Origin of the sequence: uncultured Thermomonas sp. (assembly GCF_937872235.1) — a bacterium.
Classification (GTDB): Bacteria; Pseudomonadota; Gammaproteobacteria; order Xanthomonadales; family Xanthomonadaceae; genus Thermomonas; species Thermomonas beijingensis.
In genome coordinates, this window is sequence record NZ_CALMPC010000062.1 from 24,080 (window position 1) to 50,791 (window position 26,712).

At 61.3% G+C, this 26,712-nt stretch carries 24 protein-coding genes; 17 read left to right on the forward strand and 7 right to left on the reverse strand.

Features of this window, described 5'->3' with window-relative positions; all coding sequences use genetic code 11:
• Window positions 1–8: 8 nt before the first annotated feature.
• Window positions 9–434: a F0F1 ATP synthase subunit epsilon gene (locus QWB57_RS05430; RefSeq protein WP_223626189.1), complete on the forward strand. Its 426-nt coding sequence runs from the start codon at window positions 9–11 to the stop codon at window positions 432–434.
• Window positions 435–613: 179 nt separating this feature from the next.
• Window positions 614–1,159, forward strand: coding sequence for a DUF4136 domain-containing protein (locus tag QWB57_RS05435; protein WP_288968652.1), 546 nt, complete (start codon window positions 614–616; stop codon window positions 1,157–1,159).
• A gap of 75 nt (window positions 1,160–1,234) precedes the next feature.
• Here the strand turns inward: QWB57_RS05435 and ppa are convergent, their stop codons facing one another.
• Window positions 1,235–1,783, reverse strand: coding sequence for an inorganic diphosphatase (gene ppa, locus QWB57_RS05440; RefSeq protein ID WP_223627700.1), 549 nt, complete (start codon window positions 1,781–1,783; stop codon window positions 1,235–1,237).
• A gap of 172 nt (window positions 1,784–1,955) precedes the next feature.
• Between ppa and QWB57_RS05445 the strand changes: the two genes are divergently transcribed.
• Genes QWB57_RS05445 through QWB57_RS05455 form a run of 3 tightly spaced genes read left to right on the forward strand, consistent with a single transcriptional unit; the run spans window position 1,956 to window position 4,182 of the window.
• Entirely contained in the window at window positions 1,956–2,234 is a 279-nt protein-coding gene (locus QWB57_RS05445) for a type II toxin-antitoxin system CcdA family antitoxin (RefSeq protein ID WP_223626193.1), read from the forward strand.
• Window positions 2,231–2,545: a CcdB family protein gene (locus QWB57_RS05450; protein WP_223626195.1), complete on the forward strand. Its 315-nt coding sequence runs from the start codon at window positions 2,231–2,233 to the stop codon at window positions 2,543–2,545. Before QWB57_RS05445 ends, QWB57_RS05450 begins: the two co-directional genes overlap by 4 nt.
• The gene (locus QWB57_RS05455; RefSeq protein WP_288968653.1) at window positions 2,542–4,182 is read left to right on the forward strand and encodes an NAD+ synthase; all 1,641 of its coding nucleotides are present in this window, start codon (window positions 2,542–2,544) and stop codon (window positions 4,180–4,182) included. Before QWB57_RS05450 ends, QWB57_RS05455 begins: the two co-directional genes overlap by 4 nt.
• Before the next feature lie 61 nt (window positions 4,183–4,243).
• Here QWB57_RS05455 and QWB57_RS05460 read toward each other — a convergent pair whose 3' ends face one another.
• Entirely contained in the window at window positions 4,244–5,086 is an 843-nt protein-coding gene (locus QWB57_RS05460) for an outer membrane protein assembly factor BamD (protein WP_223626199.1), read from the reverse strand.
• Window positions 5,087–5,189: 103 nt separating this feature from the next.
• Here QWB57_RS05460 and rluD point away from each other — a divergent pair, with 103 nt between their 5' ends.
• Both rluD and pgeF read left to right on the forward strand, forming a co-directional pair.
• Window positions 5,190–6,170 (forward strand): 23S rRNA pseudouridine(1911/1915/1917) synthase RluD, encoded by a 981-nt coding sequence (gene rluD / locus QWB57_RS05465; RefSeq protein ID WP_223626201.1) that lies wholly within the window; start codon window positions 5,190–5,192, stop codon window positions 6,168–6,170.
• Window positions 6,167–6,901 (forward strand): peptidoglycan editing factor PgeF, encoded by a 735-nt coding sequence (pgeF, locus tag QWB57_RS05470; protein ID WP_288968657.1) that lies wholly within the window; start codon window positions 6,167–6,169, stop codon window positions 6,899–6,901. Before rluD ends, pgeF begins: the two co-directional genes overlap by 4 nt.
• A gap of 6 nt (window positions 6,902–6,907) precedes the next feature.
• Here the strand turns inward: pgeF and QWB57_RS05475 are convergent, their stop codons facing one another.
• Window positions 6,908–8,218, reverse strand: coding sequence for a M20/M25/M40 family metallo-hydrolase (locus QWB57_RS05475; protein WP_288968658.1), 1,311 nt, complete (start codon window positions 8,216–8,218; stop codon window positions 6,908–6,910).
• A 131-nt stretch (window positions 8,219–8,349) separates the two neighbouring features.
• Between QWB57_RS05475 and clpB the strand changes: the two genes are divergently transcribed.
• The gene (clpB, locus tag QWB57_RS05480) at window positions 8,350–10,932 is read left to right on the forward strand and encodes an ATP-dependent chaperone ClpB (RefSeq protein ID WP_223626208.1); all 2,583 of its coding nucleotides are present in this window, start codon (window positions 8,350–8,352) and stop codon (window positions 10,930–10,932) included.
• Between the two features lie 42 nt (window positions 10,933–10,974).
• Here the strand turns inward: clpB and QWB57_RS05485 are convergent, their stop codons facing one another.
• Window positions 10,975–11,571: a hypothetical protein gene (locus QWB57_RS05485; RefSeq protein ID WP_223626211.1), complete on the reverse strand. Its 597-nt coding sequence runs from the start codon at window positions 11,569–11,571 to the stop codon at window positions 10,975–10,977.
• 128 nt (window positions 11,572–11,699) lie between these two features.
• On the opposite strand from QWB57_RS05485, the gene QWB57_RS05490 reads away from it, so the two are divergent.
• Window positions 11,700–12,569: a helical backbone metal receptor gene (locus QWB57_RS05490; protein WP_288968659.1), complete on the forward strand. Its 870-nt coding sequence runs from the start codon at window positions 11,700–11,702 to the stop codon at window positions 12,567–12,569.
• On the opposite strand, the gene QWB57_RS05495 is transcribed toward QWB57_RS05490, so the two are convergent.
• A complete protein-coding gene (locus QWB57_RS05495) occupies window positions 12,570–14,219 on the reverse strand; it encodes an alpha/beta hydrolase-fold protein (RefSeq protein WP_288968661.1) in 1,650 nt (549 codons plus the stop codon). It abuts the gene before it with no gap.
• 172 nt (window positions 14,220–14,391) lie between these two features.
• Here QWB57_RS05495 and QWB57_RS05500 point away from each other — a divergent pair, with 172 nt between their 5' ends.
• Together QWB57_RS05500 and QWB57_RS05505 are read left to right on the forward strand one after the other, a co-directional pair.
• A complete protein-coding gene (locus tag QWB57_RS05500) occupies window positions 14,392–15,141 on the forward strand; it encodes a polysaccharide deacetylase family protein (protein WP_288968662.1) in 750 nt (249 codons plus the stop codon).
• Entirely contained in the window at window positions 15,138–16,256 is a 1,119-nt protein-coding gene (locus tag QWB57_RS05505) for a glycosyltransferase family 4 protein (protein ID WP_288968663.1), read from the forward strand. Before QWB57_RS05500 ends, QWB57_RS05505 begins: the two co-directional genes overlap by 4 nt.
• Here QWB57_RS05505 and ybaL read toward each other — a convergent pair.
• Together ybaL and QWB57_RS05515 are read right to left on the reverse strand one after the other, a co-directional pair.
• Entirely contained in the window at window positions 16,253–17,932 is a 1,680-nt protein-coding gene (ybaL, locus tag QWB57_RS05510; protein WP_223626221.1) for a YbaL family putative K(+) efflux transporter, read from the reverse strand. The two genes, QWB57_RS05505 and ybaL, sit on opposite strands and share 4 nt — an antisense overlap.
• A 111-nt stretch (window positions 17,933–18,043) precedes the next feature.
• Window positions 18,044–20,437, reverse strand: coding sequence for a TonB-dependent receptor (locus QWB57_RS05515; protein WP_288968664.1), 2,394 nt, complete (start codon window positions 20,435–20,437; stop codon window positions 18,044–18,046).
• A gap of 150 nt (window positions 20,438–20,587) precedes the next feature.
• On the opposite strand from QWB57_RS05515, the gene QWB57_RS05520 reads away from it, so the two are divergent.
• The 6 genes from QWB57_RS05520 (at window position 20,588) to QWB57_RS05545 (ending at window position 26,711) form a co-directional block, all read left to right on the forward strand.
• Complete coding sequence (locus tag QWB57_RS05520; protein ID WP_223626225.1) at window positions 20,588–22,444, forward strand: ATP-binding cassette domain-containing protein; 1,857 nt, start codon at window positions 20,588–20,590, stop codon at window positions 22,442–22,444.
• Window positions 22,445–22,509: 65 nt separating this feature from the next.
• On the forward strand, window positions 22,510–22,833 hold the full coding sequence (locus QWB57_RS05525; protein WP_223626227.1) for a zinc ribbon domain-containing protein: 324 nt from the start codon (window positions 22,510–22,512) through the stop codon (window positions 22,831–22,833).
• Window positions 22,834–22,891: 58 nt separating this feature from the next.
• Window positions 22,892–24,658, forward strand: a complete 1,767-nt coding sequence (aspS, locus tag QWB57_RS05530; protein WP_288968667.1) for an aspartate--tRNA ligase — start codon at window positions 22,892–22,894, stop codon at window positions 24,656–24,658.
• Between the two features lie 121 nt (window positions 24,659–24,779).
• Window positions 24,780–25,301 (forward strand): GNAT family N-acetyltransferase, encoded by a 522-nt coding sequence (locus QWB57_RS05535; protein WP_223626231.1) that lies wholly within the window; start codon window positions 24,780–24,782, stop codon window positions 25,299–25,301.
• A 2-nt stretch (window positions 25,302–25,303) separates the two neighbouring features.
• Window positions 25,304–25,951 carry an alpha/beta fold hydrolase gene (locus QWB57_RS05540; protein ID WP_223626233.1) on the forward strand — a complete coding sequence of 216 codons (648 nt, stop codon included), beginning with the start codon at window positions 25,304–25,306 and terminating at the stop codon, window positions 25,949–25,951.
• Between the two features lie 34 nt (window positions 25,952–25,985).
• Window positions 25,986–26,711 (forward strand): YebC/PmpR family DNA-binding transcriptional regulator, encoded by a 726-nt coding sequence (locus QWB57_RS05545; RefSeq protein ID WP_223626235.1) that lies wholly within the window; start codon window positions 25,986–25,988, stop codon window positions 26,709–26,711.
• Window position 26,712: the final 1 nt, after the last annotated feature.

A 26,712-nucleotide genomic window follows, 5' to 3' on the forward strand; every position in this document is an offset into this window, starting at 1 on the left:
GAATCATCATGGCATCCACCTTCCGTTGCGACATCGTCAGTGCCGAAGCCGAGATTTTCCACGGCGAGGCCGAGCTGGTTGTGGCGACCGGTGAACTCGGCGAGCTGGGCATCGCGCCCAAGCATGCGCCGCTGATCACCCGCCTGAAGCCGGGCAAGGTTGTGGTGACCTTGGCCGGCGGCGAGAAATTGGACTTCGCCATTTCCGGCGGCATTCTGGAAGTGCAGCCGACGGTGGTGACGGTACTGGCCGATACTGCGGTGCGCGCCGATGAAATCGACGAAGCCGCGGTGCGCACAGCCAAGGAAGAAGCCGAACGCATCCTTGCCCGGCGTGGTGAAGCGATGGAAATTGCCGAAGCGCAGCAACGTCTGGCCGAAGTCACCGCGCAGTTGCAGGCGCTGGAGCGTCTGCGCAAGAATCTCAAGCACTGATCACCGGTCACGGCGGTGGACGGGTTTTGCAAAGCGCCGGCACTCGCCGGCGTTTTTTATGCGCCACATCGTGGTTTGTTCAGCCAGGGTATGTTTGGTGGTGCGATGATTCCAACCATCGCCTGATGAGGAGAGTCACCATGTTGCGCCCCTTGCGTCTGCTCGCTGCAACGATATTGATGACATCCCTGTTGGGTTTGACAGCCTGTGCCAGTGGTCCTGCCGTGCGTACCGACCATGACCCCACTGCCAATTTCGGCCAGTACCAGACATGGGGTTTCTATCAGCCAATTGCGATGGAGCAGTCTGGCTATTCCAGCTGGATTTCCGAGCGTATCCGCGCCGATGTACAAAAAGAAATGGAAGCACGCGGTTATCGCTTTGCCACGAGCGGGGCCGACCTGCTGGTGAATTTCCAAGGCGTGGTGGAAGACAAAACCGCCGTATGGACGGTGCCGCGCAGCGACACCGAGTGGTTCTACAGCTATCGTCACAAAGCCTATGTCGCGGTACCGATTTGGTATGACGAAACCCAAGTGTCGCGCTACAAGGAAGGCACGTTGACCGTGGATTTGGTGGACGGTAAACGCAATCGCATGGTGTGGACGGGCTCGGCCAGCAATCCGGTACGATCCAAACAAAAGCCAGAACAGAAATTGAGTGAAATCGATGCGGCCATCACTGGCATCTTTGCCAAGTATCCGCATAAAGCGAGTGGGATGTAAGCGTGGCGCATGCCTGGCAAAACAAAAAACCACCGGCTTGCTGCCGGCGGTTTTTGTTGCAACAGCAATGCCATATTAAAATTTCGGCTTGTCGTCGCTCGCGTTGTAGCGCTCGATCGCCTCGATAATGATCTTACGCGCCTCGGCAACGCCGTCCCAACCATCCAGTTTCACCCACTTGCCGTCTTCCAGATCCTTGTAGTGCTCGAAGAAGTGGCCGATGCGCTGTAGCCAGTGCTTGCTGACTTTGGCGATATCGTCGATGTGGCTGTAGCCGTTGAACACTTTGTCCACCGGTACGGCGAGGATTTTTTCGTCGCTGCCGGCCTCATCGCTCATTTTCAGCACACCCACCGGGCGGCAACGAATCACCGAGCCGGGCACCAGCGGCAGCGGCAGGATCACCAGCACATCGGCCGGATCGCCATCGCCACACACGGTGTACGGCACATAGCCGTAATTGCACGGGTAGCGCATCGGCGTGGACAGGATGCGATCCACGAAGATCGCGCCCGAGGCTTTATCCACCTCGTACTTGACCGGCTCGGCATCCTTCGGGATTTCGATGACTACATTGATTTCATCCGGCGGGTTGTTGCCGGTGGGGACAAGATCCAGACCCATTGCGTCGTGCTCCAGCGTGCGTGCCGCGCCCGGTTGGGCGCGGCGATGATTGAGGGGGAGTGAGTACATTTTAGCGGAGCGCGGCGGCGAAAGATGACGCTGGGCGAACCGGCTGGCTTGACGGGCACAGTTGAAGTGCGCATGATTAATGCGCATACAAGGGAGTCATGTCATGCGCATTCGAGAGCGTTACGCCGGTTACGGCAAGCGTGCCACCAATGTCAGTATCAATCAGGGCTTGCTGGAAGACGCCAAGGCGCTGGAGATCAACTTGTCTGCCACGCTGGAACGTGCGCTGGATGCCGAAGTGCGTGCACGCAAACGTGCCAAGTGGCTGGAAGAAAATCGCGAGGCGATCGCCGCCTACAACGCACGTATCGAGCGGGATGGGCTTGCCGGTGATCATGTGCGTGCGTTCAAGGCTGCACTCAAGGCGTCGTCTGCTGCATGAATCAATTTTGCGCGTATGTGAATGCGGATGCCGCATCCAAGCGCACCATTCCATACTGGCTGATCGTGCAAAGTGATTTGATCGATGCCACCCAGTCGCGCGTGGTTGTACCCTTGATTGCACCGCAACTGGCGGGGCCTTTGGTGGCAAGGCTGATGCCGGTGCTGATGGTTGCAGGCAAGCGGCTGGTGATGGATGCAGCGCAGATCACCAATGTGCCGATGCAGATGCTTGGCAGGCATGAGGCGGATTTGTCGGCCGAACGCCTGACCATCCTTGCGGCTCTCGACATGCTGATCTCGGGGATATGACCGTGGCCAATACGCTGCGCATCGCAATGGCGCAATTTGATTTTCCGGTGGGCGATGTGGCCGGCAATGCCGCACGCATTCTCGATGGGATCACCACTGCACGCGACGAGTACGGCGCGGATGTGGTGCTGTTTCCGGAGTTGGCGCTGTCGGGTTATCCGCCCGAGGATTTGTTGTATCGCCCAAGTTTTCTGCGCGAATGCGAGCAGGCCATCCAGCGCATTGCTGCCAGCGTGCAGGGGATCACCGCAGTGGTGGGTTGGCCGCAGCCTGCGGGTGCGGTGGTGTATAACGCCGCCAGCGTGCTGCGCGATGGCGTCATCGAGCAGACCTACCGCAAGCGCGAGTTGCCCAACTATGCGGTGTTTGATGAGCGCCGTTATTTCGATGTCGATCCGGACCGCGAGGATTGCGTATTCCAAATCAACGGCATTGATGTCGGCGTGGTGATTTGCGAAGACCTGTGGTTTGCCGAACCCATCGCCAGTACCGTCGCCAAGGGCGCGCAACTGGTGCTGGTGCCCAATGCCTCGCCGTATGAGCACGACAAGCATGCCCAGCGCGATGCGTTGCTGGTGCAGCGCGCGCGCGAGACTGGTGCCGGGATTGCCTACCTCAATGTGGTGGGTGGGCAGGATGCCTTGGTCTTCGATGGCGCATCGGTGGTGTGCGATGGCGACGGCAGCGTGCATCCGGCGGCGGTGGCATTTGAAGAGCAGTGGCTGGTGGTGGAGTTTGATGCCGAAGCAAAGCGTTTTGCGCCCCTGCAATGGACGGTGGACGGCGATGAAAGCCGCGACGCGCTGGCGTGGCGGGCGGTGGTGCGTGGCACCCGCGATTACTGCGCAAAGAACGGCTTCAAGCAGGCGTGGGTGGGGCTGTCCGGTGGCATTGATTCTTCGGTCGTGTTGGCCATTGCGGTGGATGCACTGGGCGCGGAGAACGTGACAGCCGTGCGCATGCCCTCACGCTTTACGGCGGGGCTGTCCAATGATCTGGCGCAGGAACAATGTGATGCGATGGGCGTGAAGTTGCTGGCGCTGCCCATCGAAACCCCATTCCAAGGCTATTTGAATGCGCTGGCCGAGGTGTTTGCCGGCAAGCCTGCTGATGCCACCGAAGAAAACCTGCAATCGCGTACGCGTGGCACCTTGCTGATGGCGCTGTCCAACAAGCTGGGCGGCCTGCTGCTGACCACCGGCAACAAGAGTGAGTACGCGGTGGGTTACGCCACGATTTATGGCGATATGTGCGGCGGCTATGCGCCGATCAAGGATCTGTACAAGACTGAAGTCTTTGCCTTGGCGCGTTGGCGCAACACGGTGGGCGACCGGGTGATTCCGCAGGCCGTGATCGACCGCCCACCCTCGGCGGAGTTGCGTGAAAACCAGTTGGACCAAGACTCGCTGCCGCCATATGACGTGCTGGATGCAATCTTGTTGCGGCATGTGGATCAAGAACAGGGCCATGCCGAGATCGTTGCGGCGGGCTTTGCTGCAACCATCGTGGATAAAGTGCTGCGGCTGGTGCGGATTGGTGAATGGAAGCGCCATCAAGCCGCGCCAGGCCCGAAAGTCAGCCGGCGCGCGTTTGGGCGCGAGCGGCGCTACCCAATCAGCAATGGCTGGCGTGATTGAGTCAAGCGGGTAGCACAAAAAATGGCTCAAGAAAAAGGGGCCGCTGCGGCCCCTTTTCAACTCAACGCGCGTCGCCGGTAAACGGATTCAAGCGGCTGATGATTCCACGGTCATTGGGCCATTTGCCATGCAGCCACGGGTGCTGCGGTGCATTTTGCTCCAGCACGCGCTTGGCATCGGCGGCCAAGGCCGTATTGCCCATGCGTGTATAGGCTTCGGCCAGCAAGGCCACGGCATCGTATTGGTATTCGCTCTGCGGATAGGTTTCCAGCAGATAGGTGGCGCGATCAGCAGCCGACACCCAAGCACTGCGGCGCAGGTAATACAAACCGGTGTTCAGCTCAAAGCGGGCGAACTCGTTGCGCAAATACACCATGCGTTGGCGAGCATCGCCGGCGTAGCGGCTGTTGGGATAACGAGTAGAGACGGTGTTGAAGTCGTTGTAGGCCTGCTGGGGGGCTTCCAAGTCGCGGGTGCTGGTATCCAGCTTGAACGTGCGCGCCATGAACACCGTATTGCGCGCCATGTTGGACAGACCACGCAGATAGTAGAAATAGGCGATGTTCTTGTGCGTCGGGTAGGTGCGGATGAAGCGGTCAATCGAGGAGATCGCATCCTCGTGCTTGCCTGCTTTGAACTGCGCGTAAGCCTGCTCCATCATCGCCTGTTCGGTATAGGCACCGTAAGGATATTGGGCAATCAAGCGACCCCACGTCTCGTTAGCATTGCTCCAGTTGCCATGCTCCATTTGGTCATGAGCCTTGTCGAACAAGGTGGCAACCGGGACGCCTTCGTTCTTGTCTTTGTCCTTCTTGAACAGGCCTTTGACCCCCGAACAACCGGTGGCGGCAACGACCAATGCAAGCACGAGGGTGGTGCGAATCAAGGGGGAACGCGAAATCATGGGCATCGAACGGGCGCCGGGGGCATGAAGGCTGGATAATACCAGTCCCAAGCTTTAACCACGCCAGAATGCGCGCCTTTTCGTGAGGCGCCCGCCGATTCCCATGAATGAACACGCCTTGCGTATTGCCCAAGTCCCCGATTCCGTTGCCGGCCGTCGGTTGGACGCCGTCGTCGCGGAACTATTTCCGGAATATTCCCGCTCGCGATTATCCGCCTGGATCAAGTCTGGCGACCTCACTGTGGATGGCGCGCCGGCGCGCCCGCGCGACCCCGTGCGGGGTGGCGAGACCATCACCCTGAATGTGGTGGAGGAAGTGCAAACCCACGCCGTGGCCGAAGACATCCCTCTGTCGATCTTGTATGAAGACGAACACGTGTTTGTCCTCGACAAGCCAGCCGGCTTGGTGGTGCACCCGGGTGCCGGCAACCCGGCCGGTACCTTGGTCAACGCTTTGCTGCATCGCGACCCGGCGCTGGACAAGTTGCCGCGCGCCGGTATCGTGCATCGGTTGGACAAAGACACCAGCGGGGTGATGGTGGTGGCACGCACCCTGGTGGCCCAGACTGCATTGGTCGCGCAGCTATCGGCGCGCGACGTGCATCGGCAATACCTCGCGGTGGTATTGGGGGCGCTGGTGGCCGGCGGCACCGCCAACGCCGCCATCGACCGTCACCCGCGCGACCGCCTGCGTATGGCGGTGCGCGAGGATGGCAAAGACGCCATTACCCATTACCGTTTGCGTGAGCGTTTTCGCAGCCATACCGCGCTGGAATGCCGCTTGGAAACGGGGCGTACCCACCAGATCCGCGTGCATTTGGCGCATCTGAAGTATCCCATCATCGGCGACCCGCTGTATGGCGGCTCCTTGCGGCTGCCCAAGGGCGCGTCGGAGGAATTGATCGCTTGCCTGCGCGGCTTCAAGCGCCAAGCCTTGCATGCCGAAGTACTGGAGTTCATGCACCCGGTCAGCGGTGCGCCAGTGCGTTGCGAAGCGCCGTTGCCAGCGGATATGCAGCAGCTCATGCACCAGCTGCGTGCGGATGCCGCCAGCCACGCCGCTATCGAGCGGGCGCGCCGATGAGCGCGTTTTTGCATGCCGATTGGCCGGCACCGCCCGGCGTGCATGCGTTGACCAGCTTGCGGCATGGCTTGGGCGTATCCACGGCACCCTTCGACCATTTCAATCTGGGCTCGCGCTGCGGTGATGACGTGGATGCGGTGATTGAAAACCGCCGCCAGTTGCAAGCCGCCTTGCACTTGCCGTCGTCGCCGCGTTGGCTGCGCCAGGTGCATGGTGTTGCTGTTGCAGTGGAGCCGGGCTTCGATGAGCCCGAAGCTGACGCCGCGGTGACAGCAACGCCCGGCAGGGTGCTGGCCATTCTTACCGCCGACTGCTTGCCAGTGGTGCTTGCATCGAGAGCCGGTGATGACATTGGCGCGGCGCATGCCGGTTGGCGCGGGTTGTGCGCGGGGGTGCTGGAGGCTACGGTGGGCGCGATGCGCACCCCGGCGCAGCAATTGATGGCGTGGTTGGGTCCCGCTGCCGGCCCGCAAGCGTACGAAATCGGTGAAGACGTCTTTGCTGCATTTGTGCAGCGCGATCCCGCGGCGGCAGCGGCGTTTGTGGCCACCCGTCCGGGGCATTGGAAGGTGGACCTGTACGCCTTGGCGCGCCAGCGTTTGCAGGCGGTGGGGGTGACGGCGGTATTTGGGGGCGAGCAGTGCACGATTTCGGATCCGGCACGGTTTTTCTCGCACCGCCGTGATCAGCGCGGCGGTCGCATCGCTACGCTGGTGTGGATGCAGGCCTGAACTGACTCAGCGCGGTGTTTGCGAGAGCCGATAAATCAGCAGTGCAGCGCGCTTGGCTTGGCGCGGAAGGGAGTCCAGCTCGATATATTCGCCAGGACCGTGGCTGTCGCCACCGGACGCGCCCATCCCCACCAGGCCATCCACATCGCGGGCCACAAACGCGATATCCCCCGCGCCGCGGCTTAGCGGGTCAATCTCGCCGAGTTCGGGCAAACCCAGATCCCGATTGATGCTGTTGAGTTTTGCCAGCAACGCACGGTTGCCAGCGGTGGGGGCCATCGGTGGGTAGTGTTCTTCAATCGTGATATTCGCGCTGGTCAATGGCAGGTGACGGCTGACAATCGTGCGCATTTTTTCGCTGACGCGTGCGGTTTGCTCGGGGCTGAGCGTGCGGAAGTCGCCACGCGCAAGCGCAATGCCGGGCACGATATTGTCCTTGCCGCTGGCACTGAGCCGGGTCTTGTTGGCATCGAACGTGGCCTGCTCGCCGCTGCCCAGCAACCCCACATTGAAGGTCAAATTGGGTTCTGGAAGTTCAGTGCGAAATGCGGCCAGAATCCGTGCCAGCTCAAACGCTGCACCATCGCCCATGGCTTTGGAAAAAATACCGGAGCTGTGGCCGGATTCGCCATGCACGGTGAGTGTCCATTCGTTGGACGAGCGCCGTGCCACCGCACCCATTTCGCGGCCGTTCTGGTGCGAGATATTTTCGAAATCCAGCGCCGCATCGGCGCGTTTGCCGGCGGCGATCAAATCGGCGCGGGCAAGGGCGACCGGCATCCCCACTTCTTCCTCATCACCGGTCAGCACCACCTCGATATCGGCATCTTGCAGTGTGCCGGCATCGCGCAAAGCACGCAGTGCGGACAGGATGACCACCACGCCGCCCTTGTCGTCGCCTACGCCGGGGCCGAAGGCGCGCTTGCCTTCGATGCGAAAGCCGGTAAACGGATTGTCCGGCTCAAACACCGTATCCAGATGTCCAATCAGCAGCACCCGCTTGCCCTTGCCGTTGCCGTGGTGGATCGCAATCAAATGTCCGGCGCGCCCGCTGTCCGGCATGGGTTTGAAGTTCACCTGGAAGCCAAGTGCTTCGAATTCCGGGCGCAGCATGTTTGCCACCGCTGTCACTCCCGCGGTGTTGAAGGTGCCACTGTTTTGCGCCACCAATCGCTTGAGCAGGGCGGTGCTGCGGGCTTGGCTGGCGTCGGCGGCGCGGCTGATGCGCAGCTCGGTGGGCGCAAGCGCGGCACCGGCGGGTGTGGCAAGGGCAACACTCAGCAGCAGCGCGCTGGCAATGGGGGCAAGATGGGGCATGGGGGAGGCTCGAAGTTGATGCCAAACCATACCGCAGCCAACCCTTGTTCGGGATTTGACTTGAATCACGGCAGCCCGCCCGCATGTGCAGGACAGTGGCCTCTTGTGGCCTTCTCATTTAGGAATTACCCATGCGCATGGACAAACTTACATCGCGCTTCCAGCAGGCTTTGAGCGACGCGCAGTCGCTGGCCGTGGGTCGCGATCACAATCTGATTGAGCCTGCTCACCTGTTGCTGGCCTTGCTGGATCAACAAGGTGGCGGCACCCGCCCATTGCTGGCGCAGGCCGGTGTGAATGCGGCCGATCTGCGGCTGCGCCTGGCCGAGGCGCTGGACAAGTTGCCGAAAGTCTCCGGGCAGGCCGGCACGGTCAGTGTGGGCAACGATTTGTCGCGCCTGCTCAATGTGACGGACAAACTGGCGCAGCAACGCGGCGATGCCTTTATCGCCAGCGAATTGTTCTTGCTGGCTGCAATTGACGATAGCGGCGATACCGGCAAAGTGTTGAAGGCTGCGGGTGCGAACAAGCAGAAACTTGAGGCGGCGATCGAGAAATTGCGTGGGGGCGAGAAAGTGACCGACGAAAACGCCGAAGAGGCGCGTCAGGCGCTGGAGAAATACACCATCGACCTGACTGCCCGCGCCGAGTCCGGCAAGTTGGATCCAGTAGTGGGCCGCGACGAAGAAATCCGCCGCACCATTCAAGTCTTGCAGCGGCGCACCAAGAACAATCCGGTGCTGATCGGCGAACCTGGCGTGGGCAAGACCGCGATTGTGGAAGGGCTTGCCCAGCGTATCGTCAACAACGAGGTGCCCGAAGGCCTGCGCGGCAAGCGCTTGTTGTCGCTGGATATGGGCGCGTTGATTGCGGGCGCGAAGTTCCGTGGTGAGTTCGAGGAACGCCTGAAGGCGGTGCTCAACGATCTGTCGAAGAACGAAGGCCAGATCATTCTGTTTATCGACGAGCTGCACACGATGGTCGGCGCGGGCAAGGCCGAAGGCAGTATGGATGCCGGCAACATGCTGAAACCGGCGCTGGCGCGCGGCGAGCTGCACTGCATCGGCGCCACCACCCTGGACGAATACCGCAAGTACGTGGAGAAGGATGCTGCGCTGGAGCGCCGCTTCCAGAAGGTGTTCGTCGGGGAGCCCACGGTGGAGGACACCATTGCCATTTTGCGCGGCCTGAAAGAACGCTACGCGGTGCATCACGGGGTGGAAATCACCGATCCTGCGATCGTTGCCGCCGCCACGCTCTCCAACCGCTACATCGCGGATCGCCAATTGCCGGACAAGGCCATCGACTTGATGGACGAAGCGGCCTCGCGCATCCGCATGGAGATCGACTCCAAGCCGGAAGAAATGGACCGCAAGGAACGTCGCCTGATTCAGCTGAAAATCCAGCGTGAGGCACTGAAAAAAGAGAAAGACGCCGAATCCAAACAGCGCTTGGCCGATCTGGAAGCCGAGATCAATACGCTGGAGCGCGAGTTCAACGACCTGGAGGAAATCTGGAAGGCCGAGAAGGCCACCTTGCAAGGGGCCACCAAGGTCAAGGAACAGATCGAAGCCGCACGGCTGGAACTGGAAGCCGCACAGCGCCGGCAGGATTACGCGCGCATGAGCGAAATTCAGTATGGGCAGATTCCGCAATTGGAAAAGCAGCTTGCCGCCGCGCAGGAAGCCGAGACCCGTGGCTTCACCCTGCTGCAAGACAAAGTGACCGCCGAGGAAATTGCGCAAGTGGTGGCGCGCTGGACCGGCATTCCAGTGTCCAAGATGCTGGAAGGCGAGCGCGAAAAACTCCTGCAGATGGAAGCGCAGCTGCACACCCGCGTGGTCGGGCAGGAGGAAGCGATCAAAGCGGTGTCGGATGCGGTGCGCCGTTCGCGCGCAGGGCTGTCTGATCCTGATCGCCCCAGCGGCTCATTCCTGTTCCTCGGCCCGACCGGCGTGGGCAAGACCGAGCTGTGCAAGGCGTTGGCCGACTTCCTGTTCGACTCCAGCGATGCGATGGTGCGCATCGACATGAGCGAGTTCATGGAAAAGCACAGCGTCAGCCGGCTGATCGGCGCGCCGCCCGGCTATGTGGGTTATGAAGAAGGCGGCTATCTGACCGAGGCCGTGCGCCGCCGCCCGTATAGCGTGATCTTGCTGGACGAAGTGGAGAAAGCGCATCCGGATGTGTTCAACATCCTGCTGCAAGTGCTCGACGATGGCCGCCTCACCGATGGTCAAGGCCGCACCGTGGATTTCCGCAACGCGGTCATCGTGATGACCAGCAACCTTGGCAGCCATCAGATTCAGGAGCTGGCCGGCGACGATTCAGCCGAGGCTTACCTCCAGATGAAGGCCGCGGTGATGGGGGTGGTGCAAGCGCATTTTCGTCCCGAGTTCATCAACCGGCTGGATGACATCGTGGTGTTCCACCCGCTGGACAAGGCGCAGATCAAACAGATTGCGCGCATCCAATTGCGCAGTCTGGAAAAGCGTCTGGGCGAACGCGGCATTCGCATCGAACTATCCGATGCGGCGTTCGACCTGCTCGGGAATGTCGGCTTTGATCCGGTCTACGGCGCCCGTCCGCTCAAGCGCGCCATCCAGCAACAACTGGAAAACCCGCTGGCGCAGCAAATCCTGTCCGGCCAGTTCGGCAATGGCGACGTGGTCAAGGTGGACGCTGAGGGTGGCAGGCTGGTGTTCGTCAAGTGATGCCATGCCCCGGCGCGGATACCGGCCGGGGCGATGCCCGTTTTACCTGGCAACAAATTTGAGCGGGCCTTTGTAGTCTGGCCAACGGATGGACGTTGGCAGCCGCTGGTTGAGGGCGATCTCTGGCGATGCGCTGTCGCCGTTGGTCGACAGGCTTGCCATCAGGGTGGGCATCCAGAAGTTCACCGCAAACGTCGCGTCCTTGTAGATGACCGGCTTGATATGCAGCGTGGTGGTTTGGCCTGGCTCGATGCGGAATGCCACCACGTCTTCGTTCACATACGCACCCTTGTCGAGGATCTTTTGCACGCTGAAGGCGGTCGTCATTTCCAGCCCGATGCCGGTAATTCGATAGTCACCGGCGGGAAGTTCGATCGTCTCGGATTGGCCGTAGCGGGTCATGTGATTGATTGGATAGTCGATGAACTGCTTGGCCACCATGGTGAATACCAACAGACCATCCTTCACGCCCCATTCGATGCCGCCACTACGCAGCTGCTTGTCGACTTTCTTTGGCAGCGTCTGTTCGCTGGTGAATGGTGACACGTCAACCACAAGCTGGCCTGCTTGCTGTGCGAAAGCGCTGCGACTGAACAACATCGAGAGCACCAGTGTGGCGGCAAGCCAGAATTTCAACATGCGAATCTCCGTGATCGTGGTGAGTTTGCTAGCGTGCGTATGATAGCGGCCGCAATTGTGCGGCAATGCGCGGGGAGTTCGGATGGTATTCAAGTACGGGAGCGAACACGGCCAAGCCGGGCATTCCGATGCGGGTCGCACTGGAGTGTGGCGGTGACGTGCGGGCCAGGGCTGGTGCGGTTGTCTGCGCCAGTTCGATCGTGACCGTGATGCGGGTGTTTTCGCATACCTGCTCGAATACCGAAATTGTCTGCGCGTTGGGCTGCGCGCAGATGCTGGTCGGGGTGGACAGTGATTCGGACTATCCCCCCGATGTGGTGGCCGCGCTGCCTAAGACGGGGCGCGATCTGGACTTGAATATCGACGCGGTGCTGGCGCTCAAGCCCGAGTTGGTACTGACGTCGCTGACGGTGCCGGGGCATGAGAAGGTAGTACACGCATTGCGCGATGCGGGTCTTGCGGTGCTGGTGTGTGATCCGCAATCACTGCAAGATGTGTATGCCGATATTCAAGCCATTGCCGATGCGCTGGGCGTGCCCGCACGTGGCGCGGCACTGGTGGCGCAGATGGAGGCTTTGATGCCGGCTGTGGCAGTGGCAGGTGATCGGCCCAAGGTGTTGGTGGAGTGGTGGCCAAAACCGGTGATTGCGCCCGCCAGGTTCTCGTGGGTCACGGATCTGATCGAGCGCGCCGGTGGCTGCAACCCATGGGCCGATGAAGACGCGAAGAGTTTGCCGCTGGACCATCCGCGCGTGCTGGCTGCCGCCCCCGACGTGGTGGTGATGAGCTGGTGCGGGGTGAAAGAGGAGAACTATCGCGCCGAGATTGTCATTCGGCGCGACGGCTGGGCGGCCCTGCCTGCGCTGCGGCATGGACGCATCCATGCCATTTCCGAAGCCTATCTGGGCCGCCCCGGGCCGCGTCTGGTGGAGGGCTATCGCCGGTTGCGTGCCTGCATTGCAGAGTTGCAGGAACAGGGCACGCATTCTGCGATTTGACTACTCGGCATGGGCTGTCAGTTTGCCCGTCGGTTTCCTTGCGGGCCGTTTGGCGCCGGGCCGAGCGATGGCATACATCTGCCACGCGATATCTTTCATCAGTGCTTGGCGGTCGCTGCCCTCCACATACAGGTCAAAGTGGGTGCGGCCGGGCACAAAACGGAAATCCGACTTGGCGCCCAAGCCGTCCAGTACCGCCTTGAGCTTGTAGGCAGCGCCGTCCAGATAGAACGTATCGGCGGTGCCTACATAGAGGTGCAGTTTGCCGTCGAGGTCGGGTTCGAGTTGCGGCCATTGCGTGCGCAGGATGCGGCCGATGTCGTAATGCGCGCCCCAGTACGCCACGACCTGCGGATCCACCTTGCCGGTGCCACGATCGAACATCGGGGTTGGACGACCATCGGTGCCGCGTGGCGAGAAGACCCACTCAAACGACGCCAGTTGCCCGCCTATCGGGCCGGTCGTTTCTTCCATCCGGGCGAATTGTTCGAAGCTGGCTTGTACCTTGCCTTTGTCACGCATGATGGGGTACGGGCTGCCATCCGGTTTGCGATAGACATTGGCATTGGCGGCGTACAAGTCGATACCGCAGAAGTCATCGAATACGCTGGAGTCGGGCGAGGTGGACCATGTACCGCCAAACAGTTTCGGATAGCGCACTTGCAGCCACAGTGTGGCCCAGCCACCGGAGGAATGGCCGTTGAGGAAGCGGCCGGAGGCTTTGCCATCCATCCGATAGGTGCTTTCCAGATGGGGGATCAATTCTTCCGTCAATGCTTGCCCCCACGGGCCGTTATTGACCGAATCGGCAAACTCGTGGGTACCGGTGGCGCTGGATTCGTCCAGCAAGACCCAGATCATCGGTGGCAATTCACCCGACTGCATGCCGGTATAGGCATTGACGGCGGTGCCAATCAAGCCGCGTTGGTTGCCGCCAAAGCCGTGGGTGAAATACAGCACCGGGTAGCGCGCCGGTGCGGCACCGTCGTAGCCGGGGGGCAGGACCACCCAACCGTGCATATGGATGGGGCGCCCCCAGAATGCACTGAGCGCGGGGCTGATGAAATCAATTTCACGGGTGGCCGCTTTTGCCGCGGGTGCCGCCTTGCGAATGGCCTCGGAAAAGCGAGGAGGCAATTGCCACGGGTCCCCCGCTGCCGGCAGCCGTTGATCCAGTACCAAGGTGGTGGGTGTGGCGGCCTTGCCCAGCGTCACTTTGACTGGCGCGCTCAAGATGTCATCGGCACCGCGTCCGCCGTAATTGTCATCGCCGGCCACATCCAGCACCGCTTGCACGTAATACTCGCCATCGGCCAATTTCGAAAACGACGTTGGCCACGCGAGCGTGTCGGTATCTACCGCAAGCGATTGCCCGGGGGCCAAGCGTGCAATATCCATCGCGGCCATGCTGGCGTCGTCGGCACCGCCAAACGGGCTGGCATTGACCTCCAACACGTTGCCATCCTTCGCCTTGGCCAGTGCCTGCGCGGCAGGTTCCGCAAACAGCAGCAAGCGACCAGCGGCACTGGCCGCGGCGGCGGCGGGCAGTTGCACGCGCAGTGGCGCGGAGGTGTCGGCCTGCGCGCACGCACACAGGGCCAATAGCAGGGCAGCCAAGGATGAACGATGCAGGAATAGCGCATGGCGCATGGGGCGCTCCAGTGGCGGCGATGAAGGACGCAGTGTGCGCTGTCCTGCAGTCAGTTGAAAGTTGGACGAGCCTGCCTGAGATGGATGTTCCAGGCACCGGGCAACGACAGTGCGATGCAGGTCATTGCATGCTGCATACGTTAATATGGCGTGAATTGGTGATACCCAGACGTTGAATACCTTTATGGCGGCCAAGGCGATGTACGGTAACGGGTTGCGCATCTTTACCTATCACAGCATCGACCGCGCACCGGCGGGGACCCCACTGCCCAAGCTGCATGTCAGCCCGGATATGTTTGAGCGCCAGTGTCGCTGGTTGGCCCGATTGGGCATGCGTGGCGTGTCCATGAGCGAGGGTTATCGCGCTTTACGCGCGGGCAACGCCGGGAAGCTGGTTGCCATCACGCTGGATGATGGCTATCAGGACAATGTGCGAAACGCTGCCCCGATTCTGAAACGCCATGGTTTTGGCGCGACGTGCTATGTGGTCACCGACACCATCGGTGGCAACAATGCATGGGATGCCGTGTTAGGTGTGCCGCGAGCGATGATGAGTGAGGGCGAGTTACGCACATGGCACCAGCAAGGTTTGGAGATCGGCTCGCATACCCGGACCCACCCGCATCTGGATCGGTTGGATCCGGCCGCCCTGGCCGCAGAATTGAGTGAGAGCCGGCAACGCTTGCAAGCGTTGACAGGGGCACCGGTTGAGCACTTTTGCTACCCATATGGCGACCACAATGCAGCGGTTGTCGAGGCGGCGCGGCAGGCCGGTTATGTCACTGCCACCACCACCCGCAAAGGTATTGCACGGCCAAGTGACGACCCACTGCAGTTGCCGCGCATCTCCATCAATGGTGGGCGCGGGATTTCCAAGTTCGTGCTGTATGCGGCCACACCCTATGCCGAGTTGCGCAGATGAATTTCGTGTTCGTGGATGCCAGCCGCAAGTTGTGGGGCACCGAGCAGGCTTTTCTGGAGCTTGCGCGTGGGTGCGCCAGTGCGGGTCATGGGGTGATTGCGGTGGTGCGTGCGGACAGTGAAATGGCGGTCGCGATGCGGCAAGTGCCCGGCATCCAGCTGAGGGAAACCCGCTTTCGCGGCGGTGAAGACCCGCGTGCATTTCGCAAGGTGCTGCAGGCGGTACGCACGCTGCATGCCGACTGGTTGGTGGCAGCACATGGCAAGCATCATTGGCCGTTGCTGTTCGCTTCGCTGTTCACCGGGACGCCGCTGGCTGCGTTTCGTCATCTGACGTATATCCGCAGCCGGGTCACCCGTTATTGGATGCCACGCTTGGCCAAACGCTATTTCGTAGTGTCCGAATTTGCGCGCCAACGGTTGATCAACGATGGCGTGCCTGCGCGCTGTCTGCACATCGTGCATAACCCGATTGATATGTGTCGCTTTCATCCATCGGCTGCAGCTCGCGCAACATTGCGCCGCGAGTTGTGCATTGCGGACGATGTGGTGCTGGCGGGGTTTGTTGGCAGGCATACCACCGGCAAAGGAGTTGCCCCATTGCGACAAGCGATGATCGAGGTGATGCAAGAGCGTGCTGGTACGGCGATGTTGTGGCTGGGCGAAGGTGCCGAACTTGCGGCCACGCGCGCTGTTGTGGATGCGGTCGGGCAGGCGGCGCGCCATCACTTCATTCCCTGGTGCGATGACACCGCGGCGGTGTACCCGGCGCTGGATTTGCTGGTGTGCCCTTCCGAGGAAGAGGAAACCTTTGGGCGGGTGGTGGCCGAGGCGCAAGCCTGCGGTGTGCCGGTCATTGCGCGTGATCGCGGTGGTCTGCCTGAAGCGATGATCGCCGGCGAGACTGGTTTGCTGTGGCGTGGCGATGCCCCCCATGATTTGGCTGACTTGATTGGTCGCCTGATCGATGACAGCCCTCGCCGGCAGGCGATGGCGGCGGCGGCCCCCGCCAGTGCTGCGCGGTTCAGTACCGATCTTGTGGTCAACAAATTCATCGCGCAGCTCACTACGTCAACTGCCGACCGGGCGCGCCCGATCCCCGGGCGAGTGCGTTAAACAGCCGCCTTGCTGGGGACACGCCATGGCGGTGAGGCCATCACCATATCCGCCAGCGAGTAGGCCAATTCGCGTTCTGCCAAAACGGCCGCATCGGCACCGTGTTCGAGTAAATACCTGACCTGGGTTTCGCTGTGCGCACGCGCCAGGACGCTGATGGCGGGATTAAGCGCTTTCAAGCGCTGGATGGTTTCGCCAGCTTCCAGGGCTTGCGGAATCGCGAATACGGCAAGCTTTGCGCGTACCGGTGCAGCTTCCTGCAAGACGCGTTGGTTTGCAGCATTGCCGCGCACGGTGGGTAGGCCATTGGCGCGTGCTTGTGCCACCAAATCGGAATCATCTTCGATGATGACCAAGGGCACGCCACGTTCACGCAGCAGATGGGCAAGCTGGCTGCCCACGCGGCCGTAACCCACCACGATGGCGTGGTTGCAAATATCCACCGGTACCACCTCGGGTTCTGGTTCGGCATTGGCGGCGTTGCGTGCGTCCTCTCGTGCCTGCCAGCGATCCAGCCCCATGAACAGGATCGGGTTGAGCATGATCGAAATCAGTGCGCCGGCCAGCACCAGATCATGGCCTTCCTTCGGCAGGATTTTAAGTGACAAGCCAAGCCCGGCGATGATGAAAGCGAATTCGCCAATTTGGGCCAGACTGGTGGAAATGGTCAGCGCCGTGGAATTGGGATGCCCGAATGCCCGCACGATCAGGTAGGCGGCGGCCGATTTTCCAAACACGATGATGAGCGTGGTAGCCAGCACTTGCCACGGATGCTCGACCAGAATATTGGGATTGAACAGCATGCCCACCGACACAAAAAACAGCACTGCGAACGCATCGCGCATCGGCAGTGAATCTTGTGCGGCCTGATGGCTGAACTCGGATTCGTTGAGCAGCATGCCGGCGAAGAATGCGCCCAGTGCGAAGCTCACACCGAACATCGCTGCCGAGCCAAACGCCACGCCCATCGCGATGGACAGCACTGCCAATGTGAACAATTCACGCGAGCCGGTGCCTGCAATGCGTTCGAGTATCCACGGGATTGCCTTGCGGCCGACGATCAGCATGAAGGCGACGAAGGCGGCGACCTTGCCAAAGGTGATGGCCAGCGCTTTGAGAATGCCGCCGATGCCTACCGCTTCGCTGCCACCCAGCGCGCCGGCCAGTGCCGGAATCAACACCAGTGCGATGACGCAGGCCAGATCTTCTACGATCAGCCAACCCACCGCGATTTTGCCGCGCCGTGTATCCAGCAAGCGACGCTCTTCCATCGCCCGCAGCAGCACCACGGTGCTGGCGGTGGCCAGCGAAAACCCGAACACCAACCCTTCAAGATGCGACCAGCCCATCAATTCGGCCAAACCCAAGCCCAATAGGGTGGCGACGGAGATTTGCGCCACCGCGCCGGGGATCGCGATGTTTCTCACCGACATCAGATCGCGTAGCGAGAAGTGCAGGCCGACGCCGAACATCAGCAGGATCACACCAATCTCGGCCAGCTGGGGTGCCAACTCCGCATCACCCACGAAGCCCGGCGTGAACGGCCCAACGATGATGCCCGCAACCAGGTAGCCAACCAGCGGTGACAGCCGCAGCCGATTGGCGAGTGCGCCCAGAATAAAGGCCAGCACGAAGCCATACACCAAAATCGCGATCAGGGGGGTGTGATGTGGCATGTGTACTCCGCAAGGTCGATGCCACGATCATCGCATGTGCGGGTAACACTTCGAACAAAAAACGCCCCGGATGACCGGGGCGCGAAGGTGGAAATGAATAAGGTGTTCAGCTCACCACTTGTAGCTGACCTTGCCGTAGTAATACGCACCATTGAAGCCATACGGCGAGTACAGGCTGTAAGGTATCAGGCCGAATGTGGAGTTGGCGTAGGTATTTTGTTCGGGGTATTGGTTCAACGCATTGTCAGCACCCGCTGTAATCGTCCAGTGTTGGTCAGGACGGAAGTTGACGGATAGATCAAGCGTCCATTTGGCCCCGAAGGTCTGGTCTTGTAGCGGGTTGCTGGCGTTCCGCGCGGTGAACTGGCCATAGCGAGTGGCTCCGGCATTGATCTCCCAATGTTGCAGGGCCCAGTTTGCGTTCACTGCGAACTTGTCGCGTGGTGCGCCTTCTTCGATGCGGCCACGTTCATCGCGCCCCATCCGTTCCAAATTGGCCCCCAATGCTGTCAACGCGGCAGGGTTGGGGGCAATGCGTGTGACTTTGGATTTGTTGTAGTTGTAGCTGCCGGTCAGGTTAAGGCTACTGGCCGCCAGCGGCACATTCCAAGTGCCCACCACGTCGATGCCCTGCGTACGGGTATCAATCGCATTGTTGAAATAACGCGCACTGGTGACATTGGTGATGCCGAGACTGGCCAACAGTGCCTGTGCCGCCGCATTGTTGGCGATATTCAGATTGGATGAGAGCACGATGCGGTCATCGACGTTGATCTGGTAGGCATCGATCGTCAGATACACGCGCTCCAACGGTTGCAACACCAGACCCAAGCTGTAAGACCGTGAGGTCTCCGGCTTGAGCTGCTCTGCACCAAGCGCTTGTGCGGCTGCGCCGGAGGCCGGGAAGGTTCCGGTTTCAAAGGCCACACCATTATTGATGTTGGTGGTCACCGCCTGATAGTGCTGCTGTGCCAACGAAGGCGCACGAAAGCCGGTGGCGGCGGTGCCACGCAAGGCCACCTTGTCGGTAAAGGCGTAGCGCAGTGACAACTTGCCGGAGAATTGACTGCCGAAGTCGGAATAGTCTTCGTACCGCCCGGCGATACCGCCCGAGAATTTGTCGGACACATCAGCTTCCAGGCCCGCGTACAGCGCATAGTTGTGCCGGTTGTAACTGCCGGCGTTGCGTGGTGTGAATCCGCCAAAGCCCTGTGCACCGGAACCGAAATACGAATTGGCCTCACCCGCACGCTGCGCCCAGTCTTCGGTGCGATATTCCGCACCGAAGGAGAGGGTGGCTGGATACGCCAATCCAATCCCGATGGGCTTGGAGAAGTCGGCGTTCAACACTTGCTGGGTGTATTGCAGCGAGCCGTCATAGAAGCTGAGTGGGCTGCTCACACCCAAGGCATAGTTGATGGTGTTCTGGGTGCGAAAGCCCAGCAGACTGTCGCCGAAGTTGTAGCTGAAGTCCCAGTTCAGGCCATTGTCGGCAGTGCCCTTGGCGCCCAGCACCACGCTACGGTCGTGCGCATCTTGATTGATTTCAGGTACATAGCCGTTCGGGTAAACCTGCGCCAGCAGTGCGCCTTGCCCGCTGTGGTTTTTGGAGCGATAGAACGCGAACGATGTGATGTCGCGGTTACTGGCCATGGCGGTGACATACAGGCTGGCGTGATCGCCAATGGCCAGATTGGCATTCAATGCCAGTGCTGTCTGATCCACATCCGGGTCGCCCAGCTTGAATGCTGTTTCGCCCACGCCCGGGAAATTGCCGGTGTTGGGCGCTGTGCCTTGATAGGTACCGGAGCGATTGGTCATGTCTTGGTGGCCGGTTTGTGCCGCCAAATGGATGGTGCCGCCGCCGCCGCCCAGGGTCAGGCCTGCATCACCAGACAGTTGCCACTGCTGGCCATCGCCCTTGGAATACTGGCCGCCTCCCAGTGCAATACTGCCTCCAGTGCCGGCGCCCTTGAGCACGATATTGATGACGCCGCCGATGGCATCAGATCCATATTGTGCAGATGCACCATCACGCAGGACTTCCACGCGTTCGATAGCGGCGACGGGGATCGCGTTCAGATCAACTGCAGACGAGCCACGACCGATCGTGCCATTCACATTCACCAGCGCCGAAATATGGCGGCGCTTGCCATTGACGAGCACCAGCGCCTGATCCGGTGACAATCCGCGCAGTTGCGCCGGACGCACACCGCTGGTGCCGTCGGCCATGCCGGGGCGCGGGAAATTCAGTGAGGGCAGTGCGCGTGCCAAGGCGGTGGCCAGCTCGGTGGTGCCGGTGGCCTCCAGTGTTTCCGGGGTGATGATGTCGATGGGCGATTGCGATTCTGCCACTGTGCGGTCAGCCACATGGGTGCCGGTGACGATCAGCGTGTCGAGGGTACGGGCATCTTTACTGGCCGGCGCAGAGGCCTGCTGCGCCAATACCGGGCCGGCGATCAGTAATGAAGACAGCGCCAGAGCAAGGGGGGTCATGCGGGGCATGTTCAACTCCAATGGAGGGTAAGACTTGGGTCTGTTTAACACTGAATTAACACGATCGCAAACGCTTCAATGGCATAGGGCTATGCCATCGGTTGCAATGCGTGTGTCGGGAAGGCCGGGTGCTGGCTTAGGCGTTACAATGGCGAGCTCATGATTTCTTTCCGAAATTTCGCCCTGCGTCGCGGCGAACGCCTGCTGCTGTCCAATGTTGACCTGACCCTGCACGCCGGCTGGCGGGTGGGTGTGATCGGGCGCAATGGCGCTGGCAAGTCGTCGCTGTTTGGTGCCCTGATGGGCGAACACGAGCCCGACAAGGGCGATCTGGACCTGCCCGGTAAGGCGCGGATTGCGTCGGTGGCGCAGGAAACTCCGCATCTGCCGGACCCGGCGATCGATTTCGTGCTGTCGGGCGATAGCGCCGTGCACGCGGCCATCCAGATGGAGGCCAATGCGTTTGCCAATGAGGATTGGGAAGCGGTGGCCGTGGCGCATCAGTTGCTGGAAGAAGTGAACGGCTACGATGGCACGGCGCGTGCCGGCCGGCTGCTGCATGGGCTGGGGTTTCCGGCCGAGGTGCATGAAAAGGCGGTCTCGGATTTCTCCGGTGGCTGGCGCGTGCGCCTGAACGTGGCGCGTGCGCTGATGACGCCATCCGATTTGCTGTTGCTCGATGAACCGACCAACCATTTGGATCTGGATGCGGTGGTCTGGCTGGAAGAATGGCTCAAGCGCTATGACGGCACCTTACTGGTGATTTCGCACGACCGCGAATTTCTCGACAACGTCACCACCCACATCTTGCATCTGCACGACGGCACCGCGAAGCTGTATTCGGGCAATTACACCGATTTCGAGCGCCAGCGCGCCGAACATTTGCGGCTGCAGCAGATCACCCATCTGAAGGAGCAGGCCGAGCGCGCCCACCTGCAATCCTTCATCGACCGTTTCAAGGCCAAGGCCAGCAAGGCCAAGCAGGCGCAGTCGCGGATGAAGCGGCTGGCCAAACTGGCCGGCACCGAAGCGGTACGCGCCGAGCGCGCGCTGCATATCGATTTCCCCGAACCGCTGCGGCTGCCCAACTCGCTGCTATCGCTGCACGATTGCGATTGTGGCTATGGCGTCGACGCCAAAATCCTGCATAACGCCAGCTTCGGCCTGGAAGCCGGCGACCGCATCGGCCTGCTGGGCCCCAATGGCGCGGGCAAATCGACCTTGGTGAAAACCCTGGTGGGCGAGCTGGCGCCGATGACCGGCGAGCGTAAGGCGCATCCGGATTTGCGCATCGGCTACTTCGCCCAGCACACGGTGGAGTCACTGGTGGCCGGCACCTCGCCGCTGGATCACTTGCGCAAGCTCGATCCGGATTCGGCCAATCAGGTACTGCGTGATTTCCTCGGCAAATGGAATTTCCCCGGCGACCGTGCGTTTGAAGTCATCGACACCTTCAGCGGTGGCGAAAAAGCGCGATTGGCGCTGGCACTGATCGCCTATCGCCGGCCCAACGTATTGCTGCTTGATGAGCCCACCAACCACCTTGACCTAGACATGCGCGAAGCGCTGGCCGAAGCGCTGAGTGATTTCGATGGCGCCATCGTGATGGTCAGCCATGACCGCCATTTGATCGGTCTGGTCTGCGACAGCTATTGGCGCGTGGCTGGCGGCAAGGTCGAGCCGTTCGATGGTGATCTGGACGAATACGCCGCGTGGCTGCGTACTCGCCCGGGCAGTGACAACCCCAAAACACCGGTACCCAAGCAAGAGCCCAAGCGGGTCGTACCCGCACCGGCACCTGCCGCGCCGAAAGCCAGAATCAACCCGCACAAGCTGCAAAAAGCCGAAGAGCGCGTGGCGCGCCTGGAAGGCAAACTGGCCGAGTGCGATGCCCAGCTGGCCGACCCGGCGGTGTATGTCGATGCTGGCAAAGTGGCTGATTTGGGGCGCACGCAGTTGCAACTGCGCAGCGAGCTGGAGCAGGCCGAGGCCGAGTTGCTGGGGTTGTACGAATAAGCTTCGCCTTGAAATCGCGGCTGCGTGCCGCATGTGTTCTTACTCACCCTGTTCTTGGTAGCGCCATGCCCATCTACGCCTTCGCCTGCGAATTCTGCGGGCATCACTTCGATAAATTGCAGAAACTCTCCGACGTCGACCCCAGTGTCTGCCCGCAGTGCGGCAAAGACGGCGGCATCCACCGGCAATTGACCGCGCCACAATTCCGGCTGGCCGGTGGTGGCTGGTACGAAACCGATTTCAAGAAAGACGGCGAAAAGAAAAGCAATCTGGCCGGCGATGCGGCCAAGCCTGCCGAAGCCAAAGCCGAGCCAGCAGCCAATGCCAGTGCCAAGTCAGAGAGCCCCAAGCCGGAAGCCGCCAAATCCGCCACCAAGTCGGCCGACTGAACCCGTTAAAATGATTGGCTTGCCGGTGCCCGCCGGCCCGAACCTCCCCGGAGTCTCCATGCGTACCCATTTCTGCGGCCTGATCGACCAAACGTTGATCGGCCAAACCGTCACCCTGTGCGGCTGGGCCGATGTCGCCCGCAATATGGGCCAGATCGTGTTTATCGACCTGCGCGACCATGAAGGTATCGTGCAAATCGTCGCCGAACCGGCAGACAGCGAGGGTAACGCTGGCATGTTGGCCGCAGCGGTGGCAGTGGGCTACGAAGACTGCCTGCGCATCACCGGCACGGTGCGTCGCCGGCAGTCGGTGAACGACAAGATCAGGACCGGCCAGGTGGAAGTGGTGGCCGAGACGATCGAGCTGTTGAACAAGGCCGAGCCGCTGCCGTTCCACCACCACGAGAACCCGGGCGAGGACATCCGCCTGAAGTACCGCTACCTCGACCTGCGCAGCCCCGAGATGCAGCGCAAGCTGCGGACACGCACCAAGCTGGTGTCGGCGCTGCGGCATTACCTGGATGCGCGTGGTTTCCAGGACATCGAAACTCCCATCCTGACCAAGGCCACGCCGGAAGGTGCGCGTGATTTTTTGGTGCCGGCGCGCATGCACCCCGGCGAGTTCTACGCGCTGCCGCAAAGCCCGCAGTTGTTCAAGCAGATTTTGATGATGGCCGGTTTCGATCGCTATTACCAAATCGCCCGCTGCTTCCGCGACGAAGCGTTGCGCGCCGACCGCCAGTTGGAATTCACCCAGCTCGACATGGAATTTGCGTGGGTGTCCGAGCGCGATGTGCAAGACCTGACCGAAGACATGGTGCGGCATGTGTTCCGCGACGTGGTCGGGGTGGAATTGGCCGCGCAGTTCCCGCGCATGACGTACGCCGAGGCGATGCGCCGCTACGGTTCCGACAAGCCCGATCTGCGCATCGATCTGGAATTGGTCGACGTGGCCGATCTGGTCAAGCAATGCGAGTTTGCGGTGTTCACCGCTGCCGCCAATGATGCCGATGGCCGCGTGGCCGCGTTGCGCATTCCCGGCGGCGCGGCATTGTCACGCAAGCAGATTGACGAATACGCCGCGCACGCCACCAAATTCGGCGCGAAGGGCTTGGCCTACGCCAAGATCGACGAGGCTGGCGGGGTCAATTCGCCGGTGGCCAAATTCTTTGCCGAAGGCGTGTTCGAGGCGCTGCTGGCGCACGTGGGCGCAGGCAACGGCGACATCGTGTTTTTCGGTGCCGGCGCCTACGGCAAAGTGTCCGATTTCATGGGCGCGGTGCGCCTGAAAGCCGGCAAGGACTTCAACTTGATCAGCGAGGGCTGGGCACCGCTGTGGGTGACCGACTTCCCGATGTTCGAATGGGATGACGAGGCGCAGCGCTACGTCGCCCTGCATCACCCGTTCACCGCGCCGGCGGTGGATTCCATCGACGATCTGCGTGCCCACGCCAAGACCGCGGTGAGCCGTGGTTACGACATGGTGCTGAACGGCAACGAGATTGGCGGTGGCTCGATCCGCATCCACAATTCAAAGCTGCAAAGCGCGGTGTTTGAATTGCTGGGCATTGGCGAAGAAGAACAGCGCGGCAAGTTCGGCTTCCTGCTGGATGCACTGAAATACGGCGCACCGCCACATGGCGGCATTGCGTTTGGCATCGACCGCATCGCCGCGCTGATGGCCGGCAGCGACTCCATTCGTGACGTGATCGCCTTCCCCAAAACCACCGGCGCCCAGTGTCTGATGACCGATGCGCCGTCACCCATCGCCGATGCGCAGTTGGCCGAGGTGCATGTGGCGGTTCGGACGCGCGAATCAGTGTGATGGGTGATATGGCGTCACTGCGTAAAGTGCGCCATGGATGGCGCACGGCGGCGCGTCGAACAGGATGTTCGCCCGCGCCGGGGAGCAGTGATGCCATGTCGCCCGCGCCAGGAGTGCCATCGTGCAGGCTTTGATTCGCCGAGCCACCCCCGCCGACGCCGCCACCTTGGCCGCGCTGGGCACGTTTACCTTCATCGAAACCTTCGGCCATCTGTACACGCCGGAAGATTTGCAGGCGTTTCTCGACGCAAGCCACAGCGAGGCCGCCTACGCCGCGCTATTGTCCGCCGATTCCCCGTATGCGCTGTGGCTGGCCGAACGCGACGGTCAGGCCATTGGCTACGCGCAGGCCGGCCCCTGCGGGTTGCCGCACGCCGACGTGCGCGCTGAGGATGGCGAAATCAAGCGCCTGTACCTGCGCGGCGATGCGCAAAACAGTGGTGCCGGGCGCGCACTGATGGACGCGATGCTGGCGTGGCTGCTGGCCGATGGCCCACGGATCTTATGGTTATCGGTGTGGTCGGAAAACTACGGCGCGCAGCGTTTCTACGCCCGCTATGGATTCGAATTTGCCGGCGAATACCACTTTATCGTGGGTGAGCAGCGCGACCGCGAGTTCATGTATCGGCGCTTGGCCCGCTGATCATGCAGCCCCGTGTGCTGTTGGTGCATGGCCTGCTCAACGCTTCGTGGTGGTTGCTGCCGCTGGCCTTGCGCTTGCGCAAGCAGGGGTTTGCCACCGAACTTTTTGACTATTCAAGCGTATGGGAAGGGCCGGAGTTTGCGTTGCCACGCTTGCGGAAGCGGCTCTTGGCGCAGCCACCCGATGCCTTGGTAGGGCATAGCCTGGGCGGGCTGATTGCACTCACTGCATTGCAGCAAGCAGAACATCCCCGCGTGCAGCGTGTGGTGTGCCTTGGATCGCCTCTGCGTGGCAGCGAAACGGCGCGATGCGTGGCGGCGTTGCCGTGGGCGCGCCCGCTGCTGGGCCGAAGTGCCGGTCTGTTGCAAACGGGTGTGGCGGAGTGGCGCGGTACTGCCGAGGTAGGTGTGGTGGCAGGCATCGCACCGCGTGGGATGGGTTGCCTGTTTGCGCACTTCAAGGAGCGTTCGGATGGCACCGTGGCTTTGGAGGAAACCCGGCTCCCGTGGTTGGCTGACCATGTCGCGCTGCCTTGCAGCCATTCCGGGCTGGTGTTATCGCACAGCGCGGCAAGGCAAACCGGCCATTTTTTACATCACGGCCAGTTTGCGCCCACTTCCGAGCACACCAGTCGAGCAGCAGACGTATAATTCGCGGCTTCGCCTTTCGGCCGGAAGTACATCTATGGGACGTGGCCCCTCCATCGAAGCCCGCAAGAACGCAGTGGATGCGAAGCGCGGCAAGATTTTCACCAAGATCATCCGTGAAATTTCAGTCGCTGCGCGCAGCGGCGGGGGCGACCCGCATGGCAACCCGCGCTTGCGTGCGGCGATCGACAAGGGCCTTGACGTCAACATGACCAAGGACGTGATCGAGCGCGCCATCAAGAAAGCCACCGGCGAGCTGGAAGGCGTGTCCTACGAGGAAATCCGCTACGAAGGCTATGGCGCGGGCGGGGTGGCGGTGATTGTGGACTGCCTGACCGACAATCGTGTGCGCACGGTGGCCGATGTACGACATGCATTTGGCAAGTTTGGCGGCAATATGGGCAACGAAGGCTCGGTAGCCTTCATGTTCAAGAAGCTGGGCGTGCTCAGCTATGACGCCGGTGCCAATGAGGACGCTATCACCGAGGCGGCGATTGAAGCCGGTGCCGACGATATCGTGGTGTACCCGGAAGATGGCGCCATCGACGTATTGACCTCGCCCGATGCATTTGCATCGGTCAAGGCGGCGATGGAGGCCGCCGGGCTTGCGCCGGGCTACGCTGAAATCACCATGCGTGCCGACAACGACAGTCCGGTGGAAGGCGAAGTGGCCGAGCAAGTGCAGAAGCTGCTGCGGTGGCTGGAAGATATGGATGACGTGCAAAACGTCTATGCCAACGCCGATTTCGGCGGCGCTGCGTAAC